18 protein-coding genes are annotated in these 20124 nt (G+C 63.8%); 5 read left to right on the top strand and 13 right to left on the bottom strand.

Annotated elements, in window-relative coordinates:
- Positions 1-23 precede the first annotated feature (23 nt).
- From FEM01_RS14600 to FEM01_RS14640, 9 genes are all read right to left on the bottom strand, one after another.
- Entirely contained in the window at positions 24-626 is a 603-nt protein-coding gene (locus FEM01_RS14600; protein ID WP_138220318.1) for an START domain-containing protein, read from the bottom strand.
- A gap of 33 nt (positions 627-659) precedes the next feature.
- Positions 660-914 carry a YkgJ family cysteine cluster protein gene (locus FEM01_RS14605; RefSeq protein WP_138220194.1) on the bottom strand — a complete coding sequence of 85 codons (255 nt, stop codon included), beginning with the start codon at positions 912-914 and terminating at the stop codon, positions 660-662.
- 107 nt (positions 915-1021) lie between these two features.
- Entirely contained in the window at positions 1022-1495 is a 474-nt protein-coding gene (locus tag FEM01_RS14610; protein ID WP_138220195.1) for a hypothetical protein, read from the bottom strand.
- Between the two features lie 61 nt (positions 1496-1556).
- Complete coding sequence (locus FEM01_RS14615; RefSeq protein WP_138220196.1) at positions 1557-2999, bottom strand: PLP-dependent aminotransferase family protein; 1443 nt, start codon at positions 2997-2999, stop codon at positions 1557-1559.
- 209 nt (positions 3000-3208) lie between these two features.
- Positions 3209-4018 carry an OmpA family protein gene (locus FEM01_RS14620; protein ID WP_138220197.1) on the bottom strand — a complete coding sequence of 270 codons (810 nt, stop codon included), beginning with the start codon at positions 4016-4018 and terminating at the stop codon, positions 3209-3211.
- Positions 4015-4335, bottom strand: a complete 321-nt coding sequence (locus tag FEM01_RS14625; RefSeq protein ID WP_138220319.1) for a DUF4398 domain-containing protein — start codon at positions 4333-4335, stop codon at positions 4015-4017. The genes FEM01_RS14620 and FEM01_RS14625 overlap by 4 nt, the downstream gene beginning before the upstream one ends.
- Positions 4336-4854: 519 nt before the next feature.
- On the bottom strand, positions 4855-5664 hold the full coding sequence (locus FEM01_RS14630) for a substrate-binding periplasmic protein (protein ID WP_138220198.1): 810 nt from the start codon (positions 5662-5664) through the stop codon (positions 4855-4857).
- 88 nt (positions 5665-5752) lie between these two features.
- Positions 5753-6682: an electron transfer flavoprotein subunit alpha/FixB family protein gene (locus FEM01_RS14635; RefSeq protein ID WP_138220199.1), complete on the bottom strand. Its 930-nt coding sequence runs from the start codon at positions 6680-6682 to the stop codon at positions 5753-5755.
- On the bottom strand, positions 6683-7432 hold the full coding sequence (locus FEM01_RS14640; RefSeq protein WP_138220200.1) for an electron transfer flavoprotein subunit beta/FixA family protein: 750 nt from the start codon (positions 7430-7432) through the stop codon (positions 6683-6685).
- A 529-nt stretch (positions 7433-7961) separates the two neighbouring features.
- On the opposite strand from FEM01_RS14640, the gene FEM01_RS14645 reads away from it, so the two are divergent.
- Complete coding sequence (locus tag FEM01_RS14645) at positions 7962-9644, top strand: electron transfer flavoprotein-ubiquinone oxidoreductase (RefSeq protein ID WP_138220201.1); 1683 nt, start codon at positions 7962-7964, stop codon at positions 9642-9644.
- A gap of 134 nt (positions 9645-9778) precedes the next feature.
- Here FEM01_RS14645 and FEM01_RS14650 read toward each other — a convergent pair whose 3' ends face one another.
- The 3 genes from FEM01_RS14650 to FEM01_RS14660 all read right to left on the bottom strand — a co-directional run bounded on the left by FEM01_RS14650 (position 9779) and on the right by FEM01_RS14660 (position 12300).
- Positions 9779-11104 (bottom strand): MFS transporter, encoded by a 1326-nt coding sequence (locus tag FEM01_RS14650; RefSeq protein WP_138220202.1) that lies wholly within the window; start codon positions 11102-11104, stop codon positions 9779-9781.
- A gap of 67 nt (positions 11105-11171) precedes the next feature.
- Positions 11172-11657: a histidine kinase gene (locus tag FEM01_RS14655; protein WP_138220203.1), complete on the bottom strand. Its 486-nt coding sequence runs from the start codon at positions 11655-11657 to the stop codon at positions 11172-11174.
- A gap of 166 nt (positions 11658-11823) precedes the next feature.
- The gene (locus FEM01_RS14660; RefSeq protein ID WP_138220204.1) at positions 11824-12300 is read right to left on the bottom strand and encodes a sigma-70 family RNA polymerase sigma factor; all 477 of its coding nucleotides are present in this window, start codon (positions 12298-12300) and stop codon (positions 11824-11826) included.
- Between the two features lie 215 nt (positions 12301-12515).
- Between FEM01_RS14660 and FEM01_RS14665 the strand changes: the two genes are divergently transcribed.
- Genes FEM01_RS14665 through FEM01_RS14675 form a run of 3 tightly spaced genes read left to right on the top strand, consistent with a single transcriptional unit; the run spans position 12516 to position 17082 of the window.
- Positions 12516-13694, top strand: a complete 1179-nt coding sequence (locus FEM01_RS14665) for an efflux RND transporter periplasmic adaptor subunit (RefSeq protein ID WP_138220205.1) — start codon at positions 12516-12518, stop codon at positions 13692-13694.
- A 1-nt stretch (position 13695) separates the two neighbouring features.
- Entirely contained in the window at positions 13696-15660 is a 1965-nt protein-coding gene (locus FEM01_RS14670; RefSeq protein WP_138220206.1) for a MacB family efflux pump subunit, read from the top strand.
- Positions 15661-15663: 3 nt separating this feature from the next.
- Positions 15664-17082, top strand: coding sequence for an efflux transporter outer membrane subunit (locus FEM01_RS14675; protein WP_138220207.1), 1419 nt, complete (start codon positions 15664-15666; stop codon positions 17080-17082).
- 315 nt (positions 17083-17397) lie between these two features.
- On the opposite strand, the gene FEM01_RS14680 is transcribed toward FEM01_RS14675, so the two are convergent.
- Positions 17398-19020, bottom strand: a complete 1623-nt coding sequence (locus FEM01_RS14680; RefSeq protein WP_138220208.1) for a twin-arginine translocation signal domain-containing protein — start codon at positions 19018-19020, stop codon at positions 17398-17400.
- A gap of 146 nt (positions 19021-19166) precedes the next feature.
- On the opposite strand from FEM01_RS14680, the gene FEM01_RS14685 reads away from it, so the two are divergent.
- Positions 19167-20099, top strand: coding sequence for a siderophore-interacting protein (locus FEM01_RS14685; protein ID WP_138220209.1), 933 nt, complete (start codon positions 19167-19169; stop codon positions 20097-20099).
- Positions 20100-20124: the final 25 nt, after the last annotated feature.

Consider the following 20124-nt stretch of genomic DNA (forward strand, 5'->3'; position numbering starts at 1 on the left):
TAGTCAAGCACACCCGCCGTCGACTATTTCTCGGCCTTCTCGCGCAGCGCCTTCAGGGTATTGAACGGCGCATCCACCACGAACTTGTTAGCCACCATGGCCGGCACACTCCCGCCAGGCTCGGTATGCACCTGGTAGGTCACCTCGGTGCTGTCGCCCTTGGGCACCAGCTTCCAGAAACCCTCCACCTTCGTCACCCGCACAAAGCCCTTTTCTTCTGGGATATAGCTCGGCTCTTCGACCAGGTTTCGCGTCAAGCTGCCATCCGCGCCTTTGAGCGTGGTCACGCGCAGCACCGAGTCACGGGGCGTCACCGGCCACGGCGTATTGAACTGTGTGTAGGTCCAGCTCTGGTCGCCTTCCTGCTTGAGCAGTTTCTGCGACCTGCACTCGTGAATCCACGCGCAAGCGCCGACTACGTCTTCCTGCAACGCCTGGATCCGGGCCAGCGGCGCCTTGATCAGGGTTACGCCTTGATAGGCCTTGTACTTGGAGCCCGGCACCTCGCTGAGCGACACCTTGATGCCGTCCTCGTCTTTGGCCACCTGCCAATTCTCGGCCCAGGCGCTTGGCGCCAGCACCACACTCAGGCCACACAGCAGAGCAATACGCTTGATCGATCTCATCATCTTGTTCCTTGTTGTCGAAGATCCAACCTGTCACGCCGCCGTCATCTGCTCCAGCCAACCGATGATGCGAATGGCCTCGTCCCGGTCATTGCCACACACCTCGACCTCAGCCTTGAAGCCACCGCAGACCTTGGGACGCTCAGGCTTGCCGAACAGTTCACACAGGTTGCGCGCATCAAGGTGCAGGCAGCGCTCGCCCGCCGGCTTGCCGTCAGGCATGCCCGGGATCGGCGAACTGATGGATGGGGCGATGCAGCAGGCACCACAGCCCTCGCGGCAATTCATGAAAACAGGACTCCCTGAAGCAAGACGGGACGAACGTCCCTGGATACTAACCGCTCAAACAGACGTTTGAAATTACCGGACAGATGAAATAACCGATGACTTAGCAGTCAGTTTCGGAATTGGAAATCGATAGCCGCCCCATCCACTTCCCGGCGGCTGTCATTGCGCAATTGCAGCTGCATTTCATTGCTGATCAAGCGCCCATTGAGCTGGAACGGGCTATCGTCGGACTCGGGCTTGCTAGGAAACATCGACGGCAACAGCGGCTTGCGCACCATTGGCGCATCACCCACCTCGGGCTCGAGGGTGTTGACCATGCTCTTGGGCAGGCTCAGGTCCAACTTGGCCGCAGGCAGCGGCTTGGCCACCGCCTTGCTGACCTTGGCCCTGGCTTTGGCATGGGGCTTGGACTGGGGCTTGGCCGGCGCCTTGGTGACAGGTTTGGCCGCAGGCTTGGTGACAGGCTTGGCAAGCACCTTGCCCTGGACCTTTACCGCAGGCTCTGTAGCCCAAGCCACCCCCAAATGGAGTCCGGGCAGCACGCAGCACAAGGCAAGGAGAAGAGGACGAAGCACTTTCATGGTAACCGTAGGCAGAATCTCAACGGATGTATGCTCCCCGTTCCCTGGCGTTCTGACAAGCCTATAAAAGTGCACCCGTCGACTCTCTGCACAATTGATGGGACAAAAGCCCGAGCGTAATCACGGCGCGCTCGGCCTCCTTGTTCCAGGGAATGCCGCAGTTCAGGCGGATACAGTGGTTGAACTGCTCGGTATTGCTGAATATCAGCCCTGGCGCAATGCTGATGCCCTGCTCCAACGCACGCACATGCAGTTCTTGGGTGTTTACCCGACCAGGCAGGCTGACCCACAGAATGAAACCGCCAGTCGGGCGGGTCATTTGAGTTCCTTCTGGGAAATGCTGCTGCACCGCCAGCTGGTAGGCACTGAGGTTCTTGCGGTACTCCTGGCGAATGAAACGCAGGTGGCGGTCGTACCCGCCATTCTCCAGATACGCCGCCACGCCCATCTGGGTGACGCTGCACGCAGAATGCGTGGTAAACGTCTGCAGGCGCTGGATCTCGTCCTGGTAGCGACCGGCAATCATCCAGCCGACCCGCACACCCGGCGACAGAGTCTTGGAGAAGCTCGAACAGTAGATCACCCGGTCCAACCGGTCGAAGGCCTTGAGCGCCTTGGTACGCCCCTGTTCGAACATCAGTTCGCCGTAAATATCGTCCTCGACGATCTGGATATCGTAGTCGGAGGCCAGGCGCAACAACTGCTTCTGACGGTCTTCGGGAATAGTGCCACCGAGCGGATTGCTCAAGCGCGAGGTGAGCACCAAAGCCTTGATCGACCATTGGTTGGCCGCCAGTTGCAGTGCTTCCAGACTGATCCCGGTGGACGGGTCGCTGGGGATCTCGATGACCTTGAGCCCCAGCAGATCGGCCAACTGCAACAACCCGTAGTAGGTCGGCGACTCGGCGGCAATCAGGTCGCCTGGGCGGGTGAGCACGCGCAGCGACATCTGCAGTGCATCCACACATCCGTGGGTGACCACCACTTCGCGCGGATCGACCAACACGCCGGCATCGCGCATGCGAATGGCGATCTGCCGGCGAAGCGGCTCGAACCCAGGGCTGAACATGTAACTGAAGGCGCGCGGGCTGTGGAAGCGGGTGACCTTGGCCAACTGTTGATGCAAGGCGCGCACCGGCAGGTAATCGACATGCGGCACTGCCGCACCAAAGGCAAATACACCGTCACGCCTGGCCTCGGTGAGCACCTGCTGGATGATGCTCGCGCGGGTGACCAGCCCTGGACGCTCGACACGGGCGATGTCCGGGGTCAATGCCGTCAGCGCCGGAGTCTGGTGCACGTAGTAACCCGACTGCGGGCGCGCACGAATCAGCCCCTGATCCTCGAGATTGGCGTAGGCCTGCAACACAGTGGCATGGCTGACATTGAGCTGCGCGCTCATCTTGCGTACCGAGGGCACGCGCTCGCCTGGCTGGTAGACACCTCGACGGATGTCATCGGCCAGTTGCTGGGCAATGCGCTGGTACAGCAGCAGGTTGGTCATGGCGTGTTCTCGAAGCGCGGACGGATCGTTGTTCTTGTGCGGCCTACAGCAGCGTCAGGATACCGTAACAGTTGCAAAGTGTACGGGGACAGATCGCAGATTAGCCAACAATAACGTTGCGTCACAGTCAAACGGTCAGCAACTGACCGACGCACTTGAACGCCGGGAGTGCACCGAGTTGCCCCGTGCGCCCCCACGCCCCCGCGAACTCAGCGCGCCGGAGAGAGCTTGCCCTTGTCATCGGAGAACACGATCTCGACCCGGCGATTCTGCGCGCGCCCCCGCTCGGAGGCATTCGCCTCCACCGGGTACTGGTCACCATAGCCGAGCACTTCGATGCGCTGCTCCTTGACGCCTAGGTCGACCAGCATGTCAGCCACCGACTGGGCGCGATCACGCGACAGACGCAGGTTGTCTTCCGGCGTACCAGTACTGTCGGTGTAACCCTCGATACGCACGATGCGCCGCGGGTTGAGCTGGAGGAACTGGACCAACTTGAGCACGGTGCGACTGGCTGAGTTCTTGAGGTCGGCTTGACCGGTGTCGAACAGCACATCGCCCAAGGTCATCACCAGGCCACGATCACTCTGCTCGGAAGCCAGCGCGGCAATCTGCGACTCGATGAACTTGCCCTGTTGCTGGACGCTGACGAGCTTGGCTTCACGCAGCGCCAATTGCAGGCGCTGGCGCTCCAGGTCGAGCTTGGCCAGGCGGTCCTGGTTGGCGGCAAGCTTGGCGTGTTCGGCTGCAATCTCGCTGTAGCGCTGACTCAGATAGGCGTAGTGGCGCACATCGCTGCCGGTGCCGATATAGCCGGCCAGGCGCTCAGCACGACCAAGCGATTCGCCAGCACGAATCACATCGCGCGGCGCACTGCGCAGCACATCGGAATCGTCCTTGACCTTTTGAAACGCCAGGGTCGCATCCTCCAGCGCCGATTCACTGCGCTGGCTGGCGCACCCCTGCAACCCGACCACTGCCAGCAAGGTCAGCGCGGCCATTGGCTTGAAGCACTTCATGGCTGCACCTCCAGTTGCTTGCGCAGGCGCTTGATGCGCGACTGCAACACCTGCAACTGCTCCTCGCTCTTGTACGTCAGGACCCGAGCCTCGGCCAGACGCGCGTCAAGCTCGGCCTGCTCGGCACGCATGCGTGCATCGCGGTAGCTTTCACTGGCCATGTTGATCTTGGCCCGGGCAAGTTTGTCTTCGGACAACTTGAATTCCGGCACTTGCTCGGTGGCGCCGACCGCCTTGGCCTGATCCAGGGCCTGTTCGGACAGACGCATCTGTTCAAGGGGTGCCGGATCGCTGGCGCAGCCTGCCAGGCCCAGCATGGCCATGGCCAGCAGCACAGCGCGCGGGCCGTTCGCTGTAGGGGAACATGTATTCAAGCCGATTGAGCCTCTTACGCTTGATGACTGGGTGAGAGCCACGAACGCTCAGGACAGAGGGCTCGCGCGCAAAGCGGCAATAGTAACCTTGTTGGGTCGGATTTGAGTATCTGGGCGCAAGGGAAGTGTTTTCTTTGCCGACCCCATCGCAGGGCGCGCTCCCACGCAGCGCGGTTGTGGGAATGGGCTTAACTGCGATGAGGTCGGCGCAGAAGGTGCCGAACTCCGTCAGAACAGCAGCGGTGCAGCTCGCTATACGAAGCCTCTATCCAGAGAATCAGCAACTCCGTGAGCAGATGATGCCCCCGAACCAGCCCTCTTCGCCCGCCAGAACCTGACGCTGCATAGCCTGTGGAGGCATCGCAGCCAATGTCACGAGGCCCTGGCAACTGCCACCGCAGACGTTTCTAGGCGGCCAGCCTGAGCTTGCGCGAATGGCGCGCCGGGGCCGAGTGAAGAAACCTAGCGCGCGACCGGCTGCATCTGCGCCTTCCAGCGCTCGACGTTGCGCTGCAATATCGCCTCCGGCGCCCCGGACATCGGCAGCTCGGCCAACTTCCTGGCCAACTGCCCGCGTAACCAACTGTCGTTGCACGCCGAGTTGTGCGAGACCGCCAGGTACAGCCCCGGCCGGTCTACCGGCAGGCCACGGGCGATCAGGTCATTACCTACCCCCAGGCTCTGGGTCAGGGCCATGCCGGAGTAACGGCCGGCCAGCACGTAATCCACCTGCCCAAGCACCAGTTTCTGAAACGCCTGGGTGAGGTTCTGCGCGGGTACAAGCTTGAGCTGGCTCTTGGCGAACGCCTCGAACGCTGGCGTCAGGCGGGCTTTCTCCGAGAGGCTGCCCTGGTAGTGGGCCAAGTCTGCCGGACCTTCGACGTTCAACGCCGCATCGTGGCGAGTCCACACCAGGTACTCGTTGAGTTGCAGCGGCGGGTGGATGTAGTCCAGCGCGGTCAGCTGGGCCACCTGCATGGGCGTGTCGAGCAGCAGGTCCATACGCCCACTGCGCACTTCTTCCAAAGCCTGCTCGCGCTTGCCCGCGTAGAGCACCTCGACCTTCACCCCCAGTTCCGCTGCCACCTGGCGAAACAGGTCGACGTTGGCGCCGATCAGGCGCTTGGGATCCTGCGGATCCTGCCAGGAGTACGGCGGCGCATCCGGGCTGCCGGTGACCACCAGGCGCTCGCACTTGCCCGCCGCCCCGACCTGGGTCGACAGCAGCGCCAGCGCGCAAGCCAGCCCCTTGATGCTCCATCCCGATGCCATGCAGTCCCTCCCCGCGTAAAAAGCCTAACCATAAAAAAACCCGGCTCGCCGAGGGCGAGCCGGGTTCTTTATAAGTGAAGCCGCTGGATCAGACCAGCTTTTCCAGCTCCGGTACGGCTTCGAACAGGTCGGCGACCAGGCCGTAGTCGGCGACCTGGAAGATCGGCGCCTCTTCATCCTTGTTGATCGCAACGATCACTTTGGAGTCCTTCATGCCCGCCAGATGCTGGATCGCGCCGGAAATACCGACGGCGATGTACAGCTGCGGCGCGACGATCTTGCCGGTCTGACCAACCTGCATGTCGTTAGGCACGAAGCCCGCGTCGACGGCGGCGCGCGAGGCACCGACGGCCGCACCGAGCTTATCGGCCAGGCTGTACAGGTGCTTGAAGTTATCCCCATTGCCCATGCCACGGCCGCCGGATACGACGATCTTGGCAGCGGTCAGTTCTGGGCGGTCGGACTTGGCCAGCTCTTCACCAACGAAGGCGGAGATACCGGCATTGTGTGCAGCGCCGACAGCCTCGACGGCAGCCGAGCCGCCTTCGGCGGCCACGGCATCAAAGCCGGTGGTACGCACGGTGATGACCTTGACCGCAGCGCTCGATTGCACGGTGGCAATGGCGTTACCGGCGTAGATCGGACGCTTGAAGGTGTCGGCCGACTCCACCGAGATGATCTCGGAAATCTGGTCGACATCCAGCAACGCCGCGACGCGTGGCAGGATGTTCTTGCCGTTGGTGGTGGCCGGGGCCAGCACGTGGCTGTAGCCGTTGGCCAGCTCGACGATCAGTGGCGCGAGGTTTTCCGGCAGCGCGTGGGCGTAAGCCGCGTTATCGGCGACCAGCACCTTGGCAACGCCAGCGATCTTGGCGGCGGATTCAGCGACACCGCCCACGTTCTGGCCTGCGACCAACACGTGAATATCACCACCAATCTTGGCGGCAGCGGCAACAGTGTTCAGGGTGGCCGGAGCTACGGCACCGTTCTCGTATTCAGCGACAACCAGGATAGTCATTTAGATTACCTTCGCTTCGTTCTTCAGCTTCTCGACCAGTTCGGCCACCGACTTGACCTTGATACCCGCGCTGCGCGCAGCAGGGGCTTCAACCTTGATGGTCGTGTTGGTGGAGGCGAGCGATACGCCCAGCGCATCTGGAGTAACAGTCTCCAGCGGCTTCTTCTTGGCCTTCATGATGTTCGGCAGCGACGCGTAGCGCGGCTCGTTCAGGCGCAGGTCGGTGGTGACGATCGCCGGCAGGTTGAGCGCGACGGTCTGCAGGCCGCCGTCGATTTCACGGGTGACGTTGAGCTTGTCGCCAGCCAGTTCGACCTTCGAAGCGAAGGTGCCCTGGGCGTAGCCAGTCAACGCTGCCAGCATCTGGCCGGTCTGGTTGTTGTCGCTGTCGATGGCTTGCTTGCCAAGGATCACCAACTGCGGCTGCTCTTTGTCGACAACGGCCTTGAGCGCCTTGGCCACGGCCAGGGAGTTCAGTTCGTCAGCGGCTTCTACCAGAATGGCGCGGTCAGCGCCCAGCGCCAGGGCGGTACGCAGTTGCTCCTGGGCAGCGGTCGGGCCGATGCTGACGACGACGATTTCGCTCGCCACGCCCTTTTCCTTCAGGCGGACGGCTTCTTCCACGGCGATTTCGCAGAAGGGGTTCATGGACATCTTGACGTTTGCAAGGTCGACGCCGGAGTTGTCCGCCTTGACGCGAACCTTGACGTTGTAGTCGACCACTCGTTTGACAGCTACAAGAACCTTCATGGATTCCTCGTTACTCTCCGGTGAAAAGAAGATCGCCTGGGGACTGCCCGGCGAATGCGCGTGGGTACAAGGGCACCTCTGAAAACGTAGCGTCGCGGGGAATCTTCACATGACCGATCAGTCTTGTTTCGACCCATGCGGCCAAAACACGCGGGTCATTTTCTGTCGTGGCGTGTAGACTCCACTACAAAACCTGATTCGGCCCGTAAACCCTGCTCCACGCCTGGTCTTTAGGGGTGCACCTGCGCCCGACGGACAGCCTACGGCGAGCGTAAAAGCGCTCGTATCTTGACCGTAACACCCAATCCGGTCAATACGGCAAATTGGCCAGCCTCCAGCCGCACGCCTGTGATTTTACTGGGCTCCGGCAAATTCAAACAAACGTTTGTATTGGACCCGCCAAGTGGTGTAGATATAATGCGCGGCCAAGACAAAACGGTGTAGTCCGTCATTCGTGCAGCTACAGCTCAGCCTGCCGCACCTGACCGTCCCCGCACCCTAAAAAGACAAAGCAACAGCACGAGCCTTGATGAGTAGGAGAGAACCAGTGGAACGCGAATACATGGAATTCGACGTGGTCATCGTCGGCGCAGGCCCGGCGGGCCTGTCGGCCGCCTGCCGCCTGAAGCAGAAGGCCGCCGAAGCCGGTAGCGAGATCAGCGTCTGCGTGGTCGAGAAAGGCTCCGAAGTCGGTGCCCACATCCTCTCCGGTGCCGTGTTCGAGCCGCGCGCCCTGAACGAACTGTTCCCCGACTGGAAAGAACTCGGCGCGCCGCTGAACACCGAGGTCAAGCGCGACGACATCTACGTGCTCAAGGACGCTGGCAGCTCGACCAAGGTGCCTGACCTGTTCGTGCCCAAGACCATGCACAACCACGGCAACTACATCATCTCGCTGGGTAACCTGTGCCGCTGGCTGGCCCAGCAGGCCGAGAACCTGGGCGTGGAGATCTACCCAGGCTTCGCAGCCCAGGAGGCGCTGTTCGACGAAAACGGCGTGGTCCGCGGCATCATCACCGGCGACCTGGGCGTCGACCGTGAAGGCAATCCGAAAGATGGCCTGTATACCCCGGGCATGGAGCTGCGCGCCAAATACACCCTGTTCGCCGAAGGCTGCCGTGGCCACATTGGCAAGCAACTGATCAAGCGCTTCGACCTGGACAACGCCTGCGACGTGCAGCACTACGGCATCGGCCTCAAGGAAATCTGGGAAATCGACCCGGCCAAGCACGAGCAAGGCCTGGTGGTGCATACCGCTGGCTGGCCGCTGGATGTGATGGCCAAGGACAACACCGGCGGCTCGTTCCTCTACCACCTGGAAAACAACCAGGTGGTGGTCGGCCTGATCGTCGACTTGTCCTACGCCAACCCGTACCTGTCGCCGTTCGACGAATTCCAACGCCTCAAGCACCACCCGGTAATGGCCCAGTACCTCGAAGGCGGTAAACGCATCAGCTACGGCGCACGCGCCCTGGCCAAGGGTGGTATCAACTCGCTGCCGAAGATGGTCTTCAAGGGTGGCGCCCTGATCGGTTGCGACCTGGGCACCATGAACGTGGCCAAGATCAAGGGCAGCCACACCGCCATGAAGTCCGGCATGCTCGCCGCCGAAGCGGTGGCCGACGCGCTGATCGCCGGCAGCGAAGGTGGCGACCTGCTCGACGGCTACGTCAGCGCGTTCAAGGCCAGCTGGCTGCATGAAGAGCTGTTCGCCAGCCGCAACTTCGGCCCGGCCATGCACAAGTTCGGCCCGATGCTCGGCGCTGCATTCAACTACATCGACCAGAACTGGTTCGGCGGCAAACTGCCGTTCACCCTGCACGACACCAAGCCAGACTACGCCTGCCTGAAGCTTGCCGCGGACTCGAAGAAAATCGACTACCCGAAACCGGACGGCAAGCTCAGCTTCGACAAGCTCAGCTCGGTATTCCTCTCCAGCACCAACCACGAAGAAGAACAACCTTGCCACCTGAAGCTGGCCGACCCGAACATCCCGATCGCCAGCAACCTGCCGCTGTACGACGAACCGGCGCAGCGTTACTGCCCGGCCGGGGTTTACGAAGTGGTGGCCCAGGAAGACGGCAGCAAACGCTTCCAGATCAACGCGCAAAACTGCGTGCACTGCAAGACCTGCGACATCAAGGACCCGGCCCAGAACATCACCTGGGTCACCCCTGAAGGTGCCGGTGGACCGACCTACCCGAACATGTAAGGCGTGCCCTGGCAGTAACCAAAAGCCCCCTGAGCGCAAGCTCAGGGGGCTTTTTCATGACCGCTGGTGCGGCCTGGTCGAGAATGCCGGTGCAAGACCTTCAACCGCCTTGGCAGCGGCCCGCTACCCACGCGTCATTTATCTCCACACAGCACCGGCACGGGCTCGGCAGTGAACGCCAGCGGCTCGCGACGTCCGAAATACAGCGCCGTCAGCAGCCCCAGCACCCCCATGATCAGACAAAAGCCGACACACACCCACGGGCTCCACGGCATCAGCGCAATCAATGCCAACGGCGTGGTGCTGGCCCACAACGCGTAAGCCACGTTGTAGGTGAAGGAGATCCCCGACACCCGGATCTGCGCCGGGAACAACCCGACCATCACCGATGGCACCACGCCCACCACACCACAGCACAAGCCTGCCAAGGCATAAGCCAGCCAAATTGCGCCCCACTGCCACACCAGGCTCGCGTAGAGCGCACCGATGCCCAGCGGCAGCAGCAGGCTGTAGAGCATCAGCGCGCGCCACGCCCCGATGCGGTCCACCAGCAACCCCGCCAGCACACAGCCAATGTTGAGGAAGACGATGCCCACACTGCTCAGGGCGAACGTGTGCCCAGCCGTCATGCCGAAGCGCTGCTGCATCACAGTCGGGGTGATCACGACCAGCACCACCACCGCCGATGTCAGCACGCATGTCAGCAGCGCCGCCGGGACCAGCGCCCGACGATGCTCGCCCAGCACACTGCGCAGCGGGAAACGCACCGGTGGGTCACGGCGCTCACGCAGGGCGAGGAACACCGGGGTCTCACTCAACCAGCGCCGCAACCACACACCGATGACGCCGAACACGCCGCCCAACAGGAACGGGTAACGCCAGGCGTAATCGAGGATCTCCTGGGGGCTGAACAGCTGCGCGAGCAACGTGGCGGTCAGTGCACCCAGCAGGTAGCCGAAGGTCAGCCCAGCCTGCAAAAAGCCCAGGGCATAGCCCCGTCGCCCGGCCGGTGCGTGCTCGGCGACGAAGGTCCAGGCACTCGGCACTTCACCGCCCACCGCGGCCCCTTGCAAGATGCGCAGGGCGAGCAAGATCAGCGGTGCGGCATAGCCAATATCGGCGTAGGTAGGCATCAGCCCGATCAACAGGCACGGCAGCGCCATCATCAGGATACTCAGGCTGAACACCCGCTTGCGCCCCAGGTGATCGGCAAAATGCGCCATCAGGATGCCGCCCAACGGGCGTGCCAGGTAACCGGTGACGAAGATCCCGAAGCTTTGCAGCAACCGCAGCCACTCGGGCATCTCAGGCGGGAAGAACAGCTGGCTCAGGGTCAGCGCGAAGAACACGAAGATGATGAAATCGTAGATTTCCAAAGCGCCGCCCAGCGCGGCCAGGCCCAAGGTCCGGTGGTCGCCACGGGTGAACCCAGGCGTGCGGTCGATTTCAGAGGCAGTCATGGCAGTTCCGCAGATCGGCAAAGGGGCAAGAGGATAGCAAATGCTGGCTGCCAGGGCCGGATGTGTATCAGGAACGACGGCTGAATACGGTGTGGCCGAAGTTCGCGCGGCGCAGGTGGTGCCCCGCTGCCGGGTAGAACGCCGCAGGCACCGCCAGCTGTCCCAGCACCACTGGCAGGTCGATGATCGCCATGAATGACTCTAACGCCTGGTGATCAGGCGCGCGTGGCAGACTGAGATTGACCGCCTGGCGCTCACCGGACGGCAATGTGGGCACCCGCAACGGCTTGGCGTGGTACAGCAAGGCGTGTTGGATTTGCCCGCAGCCCTGGCAGAAGCGCGCAAGATCCACGCCGGCGTGGCTGGCCAACTCGATATTGCCCAACAGCAGGTTGAACGGCTGCAAGGCACTCAGGACCAGGCGTTGCAGCTCGTCGAAGCTGTGCACCGGAGCGATTCGAAAATACCCCAGGCCATTGAGCAGCTTTTCCAGCAGCAGGCGCTGTTCGGGATGCTCGTCGGCGATCAGGATGCGCAGGGATTTGTTCGGCATCGTCCAGACCTGGGCAGTTGAGGTAAGGGCTCCATGACCATAACTGCGCCGGTACAGGCAAGCCTCAGGCAAACAGCCTGGGCGGGTCTTATTTGATAGTTGTCGGGAAACGGCAGGAAATCAAGTCGCCACCCCAGGAAATTTTCACACGCCCTTCACGCAACGTTCAGCCTTCCCACTGACGCATGCGCTGACGGCAGTGCTTCATGGCATTGACGATGTGTTTTTCCACCAGCGCGCGCGAGATTTCCAGGCGCTCGGCGATTTGCTGGTGCGACAGCCCCTCGAGCTTGCGCAGCAAGAAGCACTCGCGACAGGTGGCGCTCAGCTCGTCCAGGGCCTGGCGCATCAAGGCCAGGCGCTGGTCCAGCTGCATGCTCTGCGATGGCGCCGGGCTGTGCCAGCGCTCGTCGCTGTCGAGCACGTCCAGCGGCTCGGCCTGGCGTACCTGATGGCGACGGTGGCGGTCGACCACCAGGTTCAGCGCGGTACGGTAGAGGAACGCTCGCGGGTGCTCGATCTGCTGGCCCTCGGTGCGCTCCAGCACGCGCAGGTAAGCATCATGGGCAACGTCTTCGGCCGCCTGGCGATTACCCAGCCGGGCGCAAAGAAAACTCACCAATTCGCGATAGTAGTGTTCCACGACGGCACCTAGCGTCCCCCTGCACACACGCACACAGGCACGGGCAGCGGGTTGGATGATATCAACGTGCGATCTTACAAATTATAATTATTCTCAGCAACTCGAAGCAAAACTGCCTGCCAGCTAAATCGGCAACGGCGGCCTTCGTTTAACTGGGGCCTCCGAGCGCGCCGTCGAAGACCGCACGCCCCCCCTTTCTCTGGCTGGAAGCCCGCATGACTCGCACATCCACCCCCCGCCGTCGACTGCTGCTCACAGCCTTGGGCCTGCTTGGCCTGGGCAGCCTGCTGGCCTGGAAAACCCTGCCACTGAGCGGCGCGCCAGTCAGCACGGTGGCAGTGACGCGCAGCGATATCGAAAGCAGCGTCACCGCCCTCGGCACCCTGCAACCGCGCCGCTACGTGGACGTTGGCGCGCAGGCTTCCGGGCAGATCCGCAAGCTGCATGTGGAAGCCGGCGACCCCGTGCGCGAGGGCCAACTGCTGGTGGAAATCGACCCGTCCACACAACAGGCCAACCTCGATGCCGGGCGCTACTCGATCGAAAACCTCAAGGCTCAGTTGGCCGAGCAACGTGCCCAATACCAATTGGCCCGCCAGCAGTTCCAGCGCCAGCGTGAGCTGACCAGCAGCGGCGCCACCCGCCAGGAAGATCTGCAAAGCGCCGAAGCCCAGCTCAAGGTGACGCAAGCGCGCATCGCCATGTACCAGGCACAGATCAGCCAGGCCCAGGCCAGCTTACGCAGCGCCGAGGCTGAGCTGGGCTATACCCGCATCTATGCGCCGATGAGCGGCACCGTGGTGGCGGTGGACGCACGCGAAGGCCAGACCCTCAACGCCCAGCAGCAGACGCCGCTGATCCTGCGCATCGCCAAGCTGTCGCCAATGACCGTCTGGGCCCAGGTCTCCGAAGCCGACATCGGCAAGGTCAAGCCAGGCATGACCGCCTACTTCACCACACTGGCCGGCGGCAAGCGCCGCTGGACCAGCAGCGTACGGCAAATTCTGCCGATCCCGCCCAAGCCGCTGGAACAAGCCAGCCAGGGCGGCGGCAGCCCAGCCAGCGCCAGCGCCGGCACCACCGGCAGCAAGGTGGTGCAATACACCGTGCTGCTGGACGTCGATAACCCTGACGGCGCCCTGATGGCGGAAATGACCACCCAGGTCTTCTTCGTCGCCGGCCAAGCCAGCCAAGTCCTCAGCGTGCCGCTGGCCGCACTGAACGAAACCCCAGAGGACGGCCTGCGCTTGGCGCACGTGCTCAACGCCGACGGCAAGATCGAGGCACGCCAGGTCCGCATCGGCCTGAGCGATCGCCTGCGCGTACAGGTGCTCGATGGCCTGCGCGAGGGCGAGCGCCTGGTGATCGGCGCACCTGCCGCCAGCGGGAGCTGACATGAGCACACCCCTGATTGAGCTGCGTGACATCCGCAAGGTCTATGGCGGCGTCGATTCACCTACTGTCGAGGTGCTGCGCGGGATCAGCCTGAGCATCCACCCGGGCGAATTCGTCGCCATCGTCGGCGCGTCTGGCTCGGGCAAGTCGACGTTGATGAACATCCTCGGCTGCCTCGACCGCCCCAGCTCGGGCAGCTATCGCTTCGCCGGCCGCGACGTAGCCGAACTGGACGGCGACGAGTTGGCCTGGCTGCGCCGCGAGGCCTTCGGTTTCGTGTTCCAGGGCTACCACCTGATTCCCTCAGGCTCAGCCCAGGAAAACGTCGAAATGCCAGCCATCTACGCAGGGATTGCACCTGCCGAGCGCCACGCTCGCGCCCGCGCCCTGCTCGAACGCCTGGGCTTGGGCAACCGTACCGGCAACCGTCCGCACCAGTTGTCCGGGGGCCAGCAGCAGCGTGTATCGATTGCCCGGGCATTGATGAACGGCGGCCACATCATTCTCGCCGACGAACCGACCGGCGCCCTGGACAGCCACAGCGGCACCGAAGTCATGGCCCTGCTCGACGAGCTGGCCAGCCAGGGCCATGTGATCATTCTCATCACCCACGACCGAGAGGTGGCCGCCCGCGCGCAACGGGTCATCGAAATCCGCGATGGCCAGATGGTCAGCGACTCGGCAGCCGAGCAGCCCGCCCCCACCCCCTCGAAACCGCTGCAGGCCGACGACCTGCGTCAGCGCCTGGACCGCGGCGCAACGCTCACCGGCGCCTGGAAAGGCGAGCTGATCGAAGCCCTGCAAGCCGCCTGGCGGGTGATGTGGATCAATCGCTTCCGCACCGCCCTGACCCTGCTCGGTATCGTCATCGGCGTGGCCTCGGTAGTGGTCATGCTGGCCGTGGGCGAAGGCAGCAAGCGCCAGGTGATGGCGCAGATGGCCGCGTTCGGCTCGAACATCCTCTACCTCAACGGCAAGCACGCCACCGAGCGTGAGCCGGCCGGCATCATCACCCTCGACGATGTCGCCGCCATCGCCGAACTGCCCCAGGTGATACACGCCATGCCAGTGATCGGCGACAAGCTGATGGTGCGCCAGGGCAACAACAGCCAGGCGTTCTACGTCGGCGGCAACAACACCTGGTTTACGCAGATCTTCAACTGGCCGGTAGTAGAAGGCAGCTTCTACACCGAAGCCGACGAGGCCAGCGGCGCAGCAGTGGCCGTGATCGGGCAAAAGGTGCGTGACAAGATGTTCGGCGAAGGTAGCGACCCGCTCGGGCAATACCTGCTGATCGGTAACGTGCCGTTCCAGGTCATCGGCATTCTCCAGGGCAAGGGCGCAAGCTCCGGCAGCGAGAACGCCGACGAGCGCATCGCGGTGCCCTACTCTGCCGCCGCCATCCGCTTGTTCGGCAGCCGCGATCCCGAGTACATCGCCATCGCCGCGCAGGACTCGCGCCGCGTCGGCGAGACCGAGCAGGCCATCGACCGCCTGCTGCGCCAGCGCCACCAAGGTCGCCACGACTTCGAACTGACCAACGACGCTGCACTGATCCAGGCCGAGGCGCGCACCCAGAACAGCCTGTCGCTGATGCTCGGTGCGATTGCCGCGATCTCGCTGCTGGTGGGCGGCATCGGGGTGATGAACATCATGCTCATGACCGTACGCGAACGCACCCGCGAGATCGGCATCCGCATGGCCACCGGCGCGCGCCAGCGCGACATCCTGCGCCAATTCCTGACCGAGGCGGTGATGTTGTCGATGGTCGGCGGGCTGACCGGTATCGTCCTGGCCCTAGGCATCGGCGGGGGCTTGTTACTGGCCGGTATCGCCGTGGCCTTCGCCTTGCCTGCGATTATCGGCGCCTTCGCCTGCGCAGCCATCACCGGCGTGCTGTTCGGCTTCATGCCGGCCCGCAAGGCCGCCCGACTCGACCCGGTCAAAGCCCTTACCAGCGAATAGCCCATGCCAATTCCAAGCCGTATCAGTCTGTTGACCCTGAGCCTGTGCCTGGCCGCCTGTAGCACACCACCACCACCGGCCAGTGCGATCACGCCACCGCAAGCCTGGCAAGGCCCCACCGACAGCACGCGCGCCGTGCCGGACCAGCAGTGGTGGCAGACCTTCGCCAGTGCCGAACTGGACCGCCTGATCGAACGCGCCCGCAGCAACAGCCACGACCTGGCCGCCGCCGCCGCACGCGTACGCCAGGCCCAGGCCAGCGCGGTGATCGCAGGCGCCCCGCTGCTGCCGGAGCTGCAACTGGGAGTCGACGGCAGCCGTCAGCGCCTGTTGCGTGGCGAGGGCAACGACCAGCTCGACGCCAGCAGCAGCGAGCGCACCAGCACTTCATTCGGTGCACAGTTGAGCGCCAGCTACGAAATCGACTTCTGGGGCGGGCTGCGGGCCACGCGTGACAGCGCCCTGAGCAGCCTCGACGCCAGCCGCTTCGACCGCCAAACCGTGGAGCTGACCCTGCTCAGCGCCGTGGCCGACAGTTACCTGCAAGGCCTGGCGCTGGAGGAGCAACTGCGTATTGCCCGCCTCAACCTGAACAACGCCCGCGATGTACTCGGCCTGGTCGAAGCCCGCGAGCGCTCGGGCTCAGCGACGCGCCTGGAACTGGCCCAGCAACGCCGCGTGGTGGCCGCTCAAGAGCGCCAACTGCCGCTGCTGGAGCAACGCCGCCAAGACAACCGCGTAACCCTGGCGACCTTGCTCGGCGAACCGGTACAACAACTGCCAAGCAGCACCGAAACCCTCGATGGCCTGCGCTGGCCCGGTATCGGCAGCGGCCTGCCGAGCGAACTGCTCGGGCGCCGCCCGGATATCGCCGCCGCCGAGGCGCGCCTGGCGGCAGCCAGCGCCAACGTGCAGGTCGCACGCGCCGCGATGCTTCCACGCCTGATCCTGGGGGCGGATCTGGGCAGTGGCGCACGCACTTTCGCCAACGTGCTCGACAGCCCCTATTACACCCTCACCGCCGGCCTGACCGCGCCGATCTTCAACAACGGTCGACTGCGCGCCGAACGCGACCTGGCCCGTGCCGAACAGCAAGAGCTGCTGGCCGACTACCGCGCCAGCATCGTCAACGGCTTTGCCGATGTCGAGAAAGCGCTCAATGCGATCAGTGGCGTGGACCGCCAGCGCCAGTGGCAGGACGAGGAAGTGGCCCAGGCGCGCATCGCCTTCAACCTTGCCCAGCAGCGCTACGCCGCCGGCGCCGAGACCCTGCTCAACGTGCTGGAAACCCAGCGCACCCTGTACCTGGCCGAAGATGAGCAGGCGCAACTACGCCTGGCGCGCTTGCAGGCCAGCGTGGCGCTGTACAAGGCATTGGGTGGGGGGTGGCAGGTGCAGCAGATAACGGCGAACCTGCCCTGAGGGCAGTCGGGGGGCTTTGCGCCCTTCGGACTGCACTATCACGCAAAGGACTACGACTTCGCAAACGCCGCATACCCTGTGGGAGCGGCTTCAGCCGCGAAGCAGACAACGCGGTGCATGGCACCGGCTTCGCCGGTGTTCGCGGCTAAAGCCGCTCCCACAGGGTACGCGGCGCGCTCGCCAAATCAGTTCTCTGCGCGACAGCGCAGCCCCAAGGGCTGGGTGATCTCCCACAGGGACGGTGCCACATCAACCAATTGTGATCTGTTGCAAATAGCTGCGGGCCTTCCTGAGAAAGTCTCCCAGGCGCCCCGCTCAAGACACGATGTTCTTCATCGACAGGTGGCGTGCATACCACGGCCGCTGTGGCACCTTGCGCAGGAAGCCGTCGATCTTGTCGTCCTCACCGAAGGTGATGCGCAACGCCAGCTTCATCACCTCCACATCCATCTCTACCGACTTGCCCGGCCGCATGCCCGGCTCGGTGCTGCAACCGTGGGTGTCCGGCCCCAACCAAGGGTCATCGACCTCCACCCAGCGCCCCGGTGCGAACCACGGCACACCATTGACCACCTGGCGCCGTACCTGGCCAGGATGATGCCGCTCGTGGGCCCGGAACCAGTCGTCGATACGGTCGTCGATCCAACCGTGGAAGCCCCAGAACACCGGGTTGACGTGGGAGGAAAACGGATCGCCAAGAAAATCGTTCTCGCGCGCGAACCAGCGTGCGGCAAAGTCAGATGGATCACGGGCGAACGGTACCGGCGCGCCATTGCTCGGGTCGCGAGGCACCGTTGCCCAGCACATGTGCAACCAGTCGTGCAGGTTCATCTCCAGCTCCGAACCGAACGCCCCCAGCGACAACCTCGACAGGTACACCGGGTCCTGGTACTGCGACTCCCACACCTGGAAGTTGCTGCAGAAGGTCTCACCAGCCTTGATCGCCCCCACCCACTGCCCGTAGGCCTGATCGCCGGGCGCCTGCCAGGCTGGCGGCACACGGTAGCCGTCATGGTTGTCGTGATAACGGGCAAAGCCTTGGCGGTCGGCCTCGACGCTTGGCTGGGGCAGCGGAAAGCGTTGCCAGGACGGTAACGACTGCAAGGTCCGGGCCTGTATCAGCATGTGCCGGTGCATGTAGAGGAAATCCACCCCCGAGCCGTTGCGGTGCTTGCGCGGCCCGCGTGCATCGCGCTCACGCTCGCGTGGGCCAGGCTGCCAGCCCAGGCCACGCAATGCGTTCTGTTTGGTCGGCGCCAAGGTATGCCATTTATCGCGGGTCGCATGCCAGAGCTGGTGAAACAAGCGGTGTTCAGGGGCGATCACCCAAGCCTGCATCTGCGCCGTGTAAGGCAGGCGCTCGCGGGCTTCGGGGAAGCGGCGCTTGACGGCCACCAGGCGGTTGTCCTGCACGGGTAACATCAACGGCCGGTCCAAGCGCTGGATTCGCACGCTCAAGGTGCCGCTGCCAGCATTGGCAAACTCGCCCCAGACTTCATCGAGACTGGCCACGCACTCGTAGCTCGGCCCTGTATCACGTGCCATCAGGCGCCAGCGCACCTCACCGGTGCTGGCGCCTACCAGATCACCCAACACCCGGTAGGCCGGTTGCGCGTCCCCACGCAAAGCCGCGCCGGTGTCGACGAAGCCACGCAGGCCACGGCCCTTGGTGGCCACGTCCAGGAACATCTCCAGGCCATCGCGCGCCAGCCCGTCCAGGCCAGCTTCAGCACCTTCGAAACGGATATCCCAGACCCCGCGCAGCAGGTCTGCCAACACTTGCCCGCGATAGTCGGCCAACTCCACGCTCGCCTCACCAGGGGTGACGATGTCGTCCTCGGGGTCGTGGGTCAGCTCCTTGTGCGCGTAGTAAGCCGCGCTGCCCGCAGCGCCGGCCACTGCCAGGCCTGCGATGAATCCTCGTCGAGAAATTGTCATTGCGCCTCAATCCGTCTCCGCGTGCTGCGGCTGCTATCCAAGCTAGGACGTACGCTGGAGAAGGAAATTTAGCGCGGCGCGCGCCTTGGCTAATTCACCGGGCAAGGTGCTCGTCTGTCAGGTATTCCCATTGCCAGAGGTAGCCCATGACCTCCCTGATTTCGCGCCTGATCCGCACCTCCAAGCCCACCGCCTACCGGTTGTTCGACGTCCAGCTCAAGTCCATCGAGCACCTCAGTCCATCGCTATGCCGCTGCGTCTTCGGCGGCGAGGACGTCGCGCAGATGACCACCCTGGCGCCCGACCAGCGCATCAAGCTGTGCTTCCCGACACCGGCCGGGGCCGCGCCAACGCTACCCAAGGATGGCCAGTGGCAGCTGGCCCGTCGGGGGCTCGCAGCGCAGCACACGCCGCCGATGCGCACTTACACCCTCCGCGCCCTGCGCCGCGAGGCGCAGGAAGTGGACGTAGACTTCGTGCTGCACGGCGTCAACGGCCCTGCCTCAGCCTGGGCGACCCACGCGCAAGCGGGTGATCGCTTGCAGATGGTCGCGCCCAACCTGGCCTACCGTGACGACCCAGGCGGCTATGAATGGAAGCCGCCAAGCAGCGCCCGGAATATCCTGCTGGTGGGTGACGAAACGGCTCTACCGGCCATCGCCGGGATTCTCGAGCAACTGGCCGAGCAGGCGCCGGAACAGGCGGTGCAAGCGTTCATCGAAGTCCCCCACGAAAGCGACTGCCTGCCACTTCGGCATAGCCCCGCTACCCGCCTGCACTGGCTGCCCCGGGACGTACTGCGCTGCGATCACGGCCAAGGCATGCTGCATGCCGTGCATGAGCTGGCGCGCTTGCCCGGTCTCCAGGTTGGCAAGTCCGTGGAGCTTGAAGACGTCGACATCGACGCAAGCCTCCTGTGGGAACTGGCCAGCGACGCCAAGGGCGAGTTCTACGCCTGGATCGCTGGTGAGTCCGGCACGGTGATGGAGATTCGCCGTTACCTGATCAAGGAACGCGGGCTGTCCCGCACCAGCCTGACCCTGATGGGGTACTGGCGGGCGGGACGCGCGCTCGACTGAATTCAGCGCCTTGCACCAGGGCCGC

Origin of the sequence: Pseudomonas mosselii (assembly GCF_005796105.1) — a bacterium.
Classification (GTDB): Bacteria; Pseudomonadota; Gammaproteobacteria; order Pseudomonadales; family Pseudomonadaceae; genus Aquipseudomonas; species Aquipseudomonas mosselii_C.